This window comes from Wolbachia endosymbiont of Drosophila barbarae, from assembly GCF_044752445.1.
In the GTDB taxonomy this organism is placed as follows: Bacteria; Pseudomonadota; Alphaproteobacteria; order Rickettsiales; family Anaplasmataceae; genus Wolbachia; species Wolbachia pipientis.
The window spans coordinates 7,478-14,771 of record NZ_JBIXJM010000247.1; the positions used below are offsets into that span (position 1 = coordinate 7,478).

At 34.0% G+C, this 7,294-nt stretch carries 7 protein-coding genes and 1 pseudogene; 4 read left to right on the top strand and 4 right to left on the bottom strand.

Annotation, left to right across the window (positions count from 1 at the left end; all coding sequences use genetic code 11):
* Nucleotides 1-1,401, top strand: a pseudogene (locus tag ACIPNH_RS06235) (hypothetical protein); the annotation flags it as partial.
* Nucleotides 1,402-1,524: 123 nt separating this feature from the next.
* Complete coding sequence (locus tag ACIPNH_RS06240; protein WP_010082090.1) at nucleotides 1,525-2,010, top strand: WBM0748 family T4SS-associated protein; 486 nt, start codon at nucleotides 1,525-1,527, stop codon at nucleotides 2,008-2,010.
* Here ACIPNH_RS06240 and ACIPNH_RS06245 read toward each other — a convergent pair.
* Complete coding sequence (locus ACIPNH_RS06245; RefSeq protein WP_007551030.1) at nucleotides 2,007-2,498, bottom strand: SH3 domain-containing protein; 492 nt, start codon at nucleotides 2,496-2,498, stop codon at nucleotides 2,007-2,009. The two genes, ACIPNH_RS06240 and ACIPNH_RS06245, sit on opposite strands and share 4 nt — an antisense overlap.
* Nucleotides 2,499-2,568: 70 nt before the next feature.
* Between ACIPNH_RS06245 and ACIPNH_RS06250 the strand changes: the two genes are divergently transcribed.
* Both ACIPNH_RS06250 and ACIPNH_RS06255 read left to right on the top strand, forming a co-directional pair.
* Nucleotides 2,569-3,933 carry a pyruvate dehydrogenase complex dihydrolipoamide acetyltransferase gene (locus tag ACIPNH_RS06250; RefSeq protein WP_400772271.1) on the top strand — a complete coding sequence of 455 codons (1,365 nt, stop codon included), beginning with the start codon at nucleotides 2,569-2,571 and terminating at the stop codon, nucleotides 3,931-3,933.
* A 69-nt stretch (nucleotides 3,934-4,002) separates the two neighbouring features.
* A complete protein-coding gene (locus ACIPNH_RS06255) occupies nucleotides 4,003-4,827 on the top strand; it encodes a hypothetical protein (RefSeq protein ID WP_400772267.1) in 825 nt (274 codons plus the stop codon).
* 45 nt (nucleotides 4,828-4,872) lie between these two features.
* On the opposite strand, the gene ACIPNH_RS06260 is transcribed toward ACIPNH_RS06255, so the two are convergent.
* The 3 genes from ACIPNH_RS06260 to ACIPNH_RS06705 form a co-directional block, all read right to left on the bottom strand.
* Nucleotides 4,873-6,093, bottom strand: coding sequence for a KAP family P-loop NTPase fold protein (locus ACIPNH_RS06260; protein ID WP_400772269.1), 1,221 nt, complete (start codon nucleotides 6,091-6,093; stop codon nucleotides 4,873-4,875).
* Between the two features lie 3 nt (nucleotides 6,094-6,096).
* The gene (gene recR / locus ACIPNH_RS06265; protein WP_400772272.1) at nucleotides 6,097-6,696 is read right to left on the bottom strand and encodes a recombination mediator RecR; all 600 of its coding nucleotides are present in this window, start codon (nucleotides 6,694-6,696) and stop codon (nucleotides 6,097-6,099) included.
* A gap of 219 nt (nucleotides 6,697-6,915) precedes the next feature.
* On the bottom strand, nucleotides 6,916-7,071 hold the full coding sequence (locus ACIPNH_RS06705; RefSeq protein WP_410543850.1) for a hypothetical protein: 156 nt from the start codon (nucleotides 7,069-7,071) through the stop codon (nucleotides 6,916-6,918).
* Nucleotides 7,072-7,294 lie beyond the last annotated feature (223 nt).

Below are 7,294 nucleotides of genomic sequence, written 5' to 3' on the forward strand. Positions count from 1 at the left end.
AAAAGAGAAAATAAAATAATACCACTAAAATTAATGGGAACAAGATATACTAAATACAATGCTGTTTACTCCAAGGAATCAAATCAGTTCTATTATCTTCCAAGCAAGGAAAATAAAAGAGCCGATCTCTTAAACAGAGATCAGAGTGAGTTAGATAAAATAATATTCAATAAGCAAGGGTATGTTTTCTTCCCTGACAACAATAAACAGGAAAAGGGGAAATGCAGTTACTGTGTAAAAAGAAATGATGAGATAGACGATACATTTAAATCTAGTAAAGGACTGAAAGTAGTGTACAAATTGACGGATGTAGAGCATAGAGAAAAATGTAATCAAGGTGATGATGGTTGTATCTGCTTTACTGGAACATGCAGCCGTTCAACACGATATGTAGACAAAAAAAACACTCAACCTTTTTATACAAAGATTTCACAAAATACAAATGGCGTTGTCACGCAACCAGAAGCACCAATAAAAGCAAACAGAACGGAGGTCTTTTACGCTGATAAGTTGTGTAGGTTCGATTTAGAAGGTCTCAAAAAGAAATTAAAAGAAAAATTAAAAGAGATAATCAAGGAACAGCTAAAAAATAAGAAACCAGATCTTGAAAAAAATAATGAAAAATCCTATGATCATAAAAATAAAGATGTTTATACAGATGACTTATCAATAAAATTTGATCGTATTAAAATAGAAGCGTGGGGAAATGGTGAAGCAGGTCATATACAAGGTAGTGGCTGTGACAATCAAAAATGCCATTCTACTGAAAGCAGAGTAGGGATGCCAGGAGATTATATTAAAGCTAAACTGAAAATCGATTCTAATTATCCTATAATTAAGGTGCAAGTCACAGAGGGAGGGGGTAACCAGGAAAGTAACCTCTCAGATAAGGACGGGGGACCTGTTTTCATAGAAATGTGCAATTCGCAGAAGCAACATTGCCAGCAACTGATTACTGTTGCAGGTGGAGGTGAGTATAGAACATACGGTGGTAAGGGTTATGAGGAAACAGTAATTCATAAGCAAGATTTAAAGCTAGAGGAGAAAATTGTAAAGGCAGATAAACTGAAGTCTACACAAGACAATCAAATAGCATATATAGAAAATGGTGAAATCAAGTATGAAACAGTAGAGTGTGGAAGTGGTTTGAGAAGCAGTAGATCTGGTGCAGGTGGCTGCATTAATAAAAGCAAAGGAATTTATGGTAAAGGCTCTCCAGGGTATGTGAAGATTAGACCTATTATAAAGGAATTTGACGAAGAAGAAATAAATGCTGCTATTAAAAAAGTAATAGAGGATCTATACGATCTTGAAACTATGACTGATTTTTGGGTAGGGGATCTTAACGTGAATATAAGTGGGATAATTAAAGAGGAAGTCAAAAAAGAATTATCAAGGTAAAAAGATATAGCTCTGGAAATGATGCTCTTGTTTTAATAATTAATTAAAGTAAAGCATATAGTAAATGGTGTAATTGCTGTATCTTAACAAAAAGGTATAACGAATGTAAGAGGAGGGTGCTTTATGTCTCTAAAGAATAAAATTTCTGAGTTAATAGAACAACAATTTAGCATTAAATACCATGACAATTATTTGGCTTACACTATACATAATTGGGCTGCAAGCGAAATATCTGATTCTATTACTTTTTGCATAATTGGTTGTGGAAATTGCAAGATTGGATATCAAGATGTTGCAAAGTCATTCAACATAACAAAAGAAGAAATTGACCAAGGTAATATTGCAAGCATAGAAAGTAAAATAAAAAGTGAAGCTGAAAAATCAGGTAGCGAGTTTTCTGAGTTGATTTCTAGAGTGGATCAATCGCTAAAAGAGCAGAGTGAAAAGTCTATTGTACAAATTTTAGATTCATCCGCTGAGGAGATGTTAAGGAGTTTCTGTGATAGCCCTGTACAGTCTCCAGAGCCTCAAGAACCCTCTGCTTCATCTGAAGAGCATGCTACAGAAGGCCCAGAAACTAGTGTTAATTCAGATCTTTTGTCAACCTAATCAACCCCATATATATGTTTTTTTTGTACCCATGCTTTGCGTTTTGGGGTGGAAAGAAAGCACCATTCTTCGTTGCATTTTTCTATCTTCATCACAACAAACTTGTCTATTTTCATAGTAATCTTGCTGTCTACACTCTGTTTTTGATATCCATAAGTATCTTCTTTTACAATCGCGTAGCGTTTATCACTAAGAAGATTGCCTTTTATCCATCCGCAGTCTTCATCTATATCGCAGACCTTTTTCCAACTCTCAAACTCTTCTATCACTTTCAGGGGCAGATTTTTGCAAGTGTATATCCATTTTACAGGATAGTGAAACCCTGGCCCCGTTCTCATGTTGATCTTATTTGATTTGGTTGAAACAAAGTTGTTAGCAAACAAGCTATGGCTAAATAATAAAAACAATAGGATAATAGTACTGAACCAAGATCCCAGTGTCACGCACTGGGATAACGTGAGGGATAGTGTAACAGACTTATTCATCATAATTCACGATTAGGTTGACATAAGATAAAGAGTAAATTAAAAATTGAATAGATCTTTAAATGCAAAATCAATGCCTATAGAAATATTAATGCCTGCTCTTTCACCGACAATGAGCAAAACTGGAGGAAAAATTGTAAAGTGGCATAAAAAAGAACAAGACAAAGTTGAAGTAGGCGACGTAATTGCTGAGATAGAGACTGATAAAGCCATAATGGAGTTTGAATCTATAGATGAAGGAGTTTTAGCAAAAATTTTAGTAACAGAAGGAACAAGTGGCGTGCCTGTAAATCAACCAATAGCTTTAATGCTGGAAGAAGGAGAAGATGAAAGTGCACTTAACAACTATACTTCAACTTCCATCAATAGTGCAGTTAAAAAGGAAGTGACAAAAAGTGCTGTTGATAATCAAAAATCAGAACACCAAGATTTAAACGGAAAGCCAATAAGTCATTCTTCGGTGTCATTCCAGCGCGTGACGCTGGAATCCAACCCCTCAATGTCATCCCAGTCCTTGACACTGGGATCTAGAAAAGAAGAATGGATCCCAGTGTCAGCTACTCAGATGACAGAGGGTTATGCAGAAGGTAGAACAAAAATAAGCCCATTAGCTAAGAAAATAGCTCAAAATGAAGGGGTTAATGTGCAGCAATTAAAAGGTACAGGACCATATGGTCGCATAATTAAGGCTGATGTGTTGGAGTTTTTAGGCAGTGGTATACATACTGAAAGTCCTGAGAAAGATACCATAGTTGAAGTAAGCAACATGCGCCAAGTGATAGCACAGCGCCTGACTGAATCAAAACAGAATGTTCCACATTTTTATTTAACTGTAGACTGCCAGGTTGATAAGTTAATATCGTTAAAAAACGAGATTAACTCAGCAGATGAAAACAATAAAGTAACAATTAATGATCTAATCATAAAAGCTGCAGCTTTCAGCATGAAAAAATTTCCTGATATAAATTCTTCGTGGATAGATAATAAAATACTGAGATATTCAAATATAGATATTTCAATCGCTGTGGCACTTGAAGATGGGCTAATTACTCCTATAGTAAAAAATGCTGATAAAAAGGGTATTTTATCTATATCAAAAGAAGTGAAAGATTTAGTAAGCAGAGCAAGATCTGGAAAATTGAAACCTGAAGAGTTTCAAGGAGGAGGGTTTACTATCTCCAACTTAGGGATGTTTGGTATAAAAGCCTTCAGTGCTATAATCAATCCGCCGCAATCTTGCATTATGGCAGTTGGTGCATCTAAAAAACAACCAATTGTTATGAATGAGAAAATAGAAATAGCAGAAATAATGACAGTAACACTTTCTGTTGACCATAGAGCAGTTGATGGGGCACTCGGAGCAAAGTTTTTAAATGCCTTTAAGCATTATATAGAGAATCCTCTGGTGATGCTTATTGAAACTGCGGTAATCTATTAGCATTGTTATTACAAAATTAATACCTCTAAGTTTATACTTTTATTAGTTAATAGGTTTAGAGGTAAAAAAATGAATACTACAGTAGAAAAAAATAATCCAAAAATTTTTCCTCAAAATGAAGGAAAGATTAACTCAAAAGGTATGGTTGCTCCACCTGTTTCTCCAAAATCTTCCCAAGTTAAATTTGCTGGAATAAGAGCAATTTTTGAGCAAAATGCATCTTATTCCCAAGCAAATGATAGTAATAAAACAGTAAGTAGCAATCTTGGAAGAACATTTGGCCCAACAATGCGAAAACTCATGGAAGACAACATTCATAGCACTCCTAACAAACAACGCCGTGATTCAGGGGATAGTGGTATCAGTGATGTTAGTAGCAGCACTTCTGATGATGAGGATAGAACAATAAAAGATAAAATGATGGAAAATGTTAAGCAGGATAACCATCAAAAAAGCTTTGATTTACATAAAGTACAAGCAACTGATGAATTAGAAACCGTAAAATTTCTCAAAACGCTAAGCAAGAAAGAAAGAGAAAAACTTGGTTTTTCTCCTAAACAGCAAAATAACCAAAAGGTTGAGACTAGCAAAAAAACTTATAATCCACTTGATTGGAATCCAATCTATCAAGGTAAAAAGCTCTTTAGCTTAGGCAATATGTCGAGTAATTCGTCTTCATGTAGTGAAAAAAGCAATATTTCAGATGTAAGCGATAAGTCTAATAATTCAAACATTGTTAGATGTAATATTACTAAGAGTAACAGTAAGGAAGACCTTCGTAAACCTGATGCTTCACATAATGACAAATCTGCAGGTAAAAAATTATCTAATGTCAATGTAAGCGAATTAATCAGAAAGTTTGAACAAGGTAATGACATAGTAAAAGGGCGTTAATCAAATGTTACCCTATCTTTGTATATGTGAAGGTAGGGTATCTTTTCAAAATAGTATATCCTTTATAGCTTTGTTAATTTTTGACTTCCTCTCTGCAAAAGCAGTTTCTAGAGAGGTTTTAAGTTTTTCCCATTCTTCTTGACCATTTAGAACTAAAGATTTATATTCATTTTCAATTTTTTCCAAGGATCTTTGACATGAGGAATCTAGTTCCTCATATATATCAATATTTATTGATTGCAGTATTACCAAAAATGCAAACAAATTCGGATCAGGTAATTCTTCTCTTGTGTGATTCAGAAGACACAGCTTTATTTTTTTTACGCAGTATTCTATTGTTTTTAACGATAGTGACAGGCTTTCTGCATAAAATATAAAACTATCTACAATCAAATTTTTTGACTTTTTCGGTAATTTAATATTTTCAAATAGTTCTTTTGTAAATTTTTCTATCGGTTGTTTTGGCAAATGTAAAGAGAGATCAGTAAAAGATTTTAGGTCAAAATTTGGTCCAAGTATTGTGCTGATTGCTCTTTGTACATTACTCTTATCTTTACTTACAGAAATAATGAAAACCAGCCCCTCCACATCAAGCATATACTTTATAGATTCCAAAAAATCGACAACGAATTTAGGACGGCACACATCAAGATTATCCACCATTATATAAATGTTTTTGTCTTTTCTGATTTTATTAACCACATCCGCTAACTGTATTTTGAAATCTCTAGTACTCTCTTTTCTTCTTTGGAGAAGACTTAATTCACTCAAGACAAAACCTATGTCTTTTTTATCAGCCTCTTTTGCAGCATCAAGAAATACTGAAAGCATAGCAAGTGGAGATTTACTGATCAGCTTTCCTAGTGTGTTTAGAGAAAATAGCTCTTGGTTTATGTTCTTGAACTGTTGTATAACGCTTCTTTTTACTTCATACGATGCAAATAAATCTTCAAATAGAAAATTTAAAAAAGAAGGAAGTGGTTGGTCCAATGCATTGATATCCCATGCACTATAATAAGCTACAATTTCATTTTGCTGTTTTAACTCTTTTACCCATTCTTTCAAAAAAAACGTCTTGCCCCATCCATCGTATCCTTCTAAAGATATTATTGTAAAAGACTGATCAATTGTTTTAATTATAGTGTTGAATTTACCTGAAAATTGCTTATAGTTTAGGCGGTCATTTTCCCAAGCCACCACTTTAAGTGGTGGCACTATTTTTTTCTTTTTGAATGTTATTAGCGATATAAGTTTTTTTAAGCACATGTCTTATTTTATATTTAACTCATATTCTTGTCTTGAAGTAAGTGCTATCCTCAGCGTTCCTTCATCAAGATAGTCAATTTCTCCGCCCATTGGTATGCCGCAAGCAAGGCGTGATATTTTCACATCCAAATTTTTTAGCAATTCAATTATATATTGTGCAGTAACTTGGCCCTCTAATGTCGGATTAATTGCGATAATTATCTCTTCAATTTTAGACTCTGTCACTCTTTTCAGAATAGTGTCAAGGTTGAGTTCTTTTGGACCTATGCCATTTATTGCAGACAATCTGCCACCCAAAACATGGTATAAACCTGAATATATATTTCCTTTTTCAAACGCCCATAGATCACCTAATTCTTCTACTACACACAGTAACTTAGTGTCACGTTTTGGGTTAGTACAAATAGAACAAGGTGACTTAGTATCTAGATTTCCGCAAACTTCACACTCTATTATAAGATCTGCTAGCTCTTTAATCAAAGATGCAAGTGGTAGCATAACTTTTTCTTTGTTTTGGAGTAAATGTATAACTAACCTGCGTGATGATGATGGCCCTAAACTTGGCAATTTAGAGAAAGCATGAACTAGATTTTTTATGTTAATGTTCATCCAATAAATTCAGAATAGGTAGTCAAATGGTAACATCAAACCCTTTGTAAAGAAAGTGGTAAGTTTCTCTTGATCCACTTTGATTAGCTATAGAAAAAATTTTTTACTCTAACGCAAAAAATTACTTCCGCACACTTAAAGCCTGATTATAATAGACTTCTTGCATAACCCAAACTAAGTAGAAAAAGGTATCATCCGAGTAGCTCTCCTTTGTCATCCTAGTGCCTCCTTTTTTGTCATCCCAGTGCCCAGACACTGGGATCCAGAAATTTTAATTGTAAGTAAGCATACTGGGTTGATAAGTATAAAAGTAGCTAGAAAATAAACATTTTTGATGAGATTATATGGAAAACTGGATGCCAGTGTCAAGCACTGGCATGACACCCTTCACGGACTTTTAAATTACTTTAGCTATAAATATTAAGAAATTTACCAAATGAAAAAAAAGGCAAAAGAAGCCCTGGGGTTATTATCCGCTTTAAAATATTGGCGTTTTTTATGTTTTAAACGCTTGACAAGCGAGATTCAGCTGCTTTTAATTGCAACTAACTTACGCTGCAAATGTTTAAGAAATTTACTAAGCAGAAAAAAA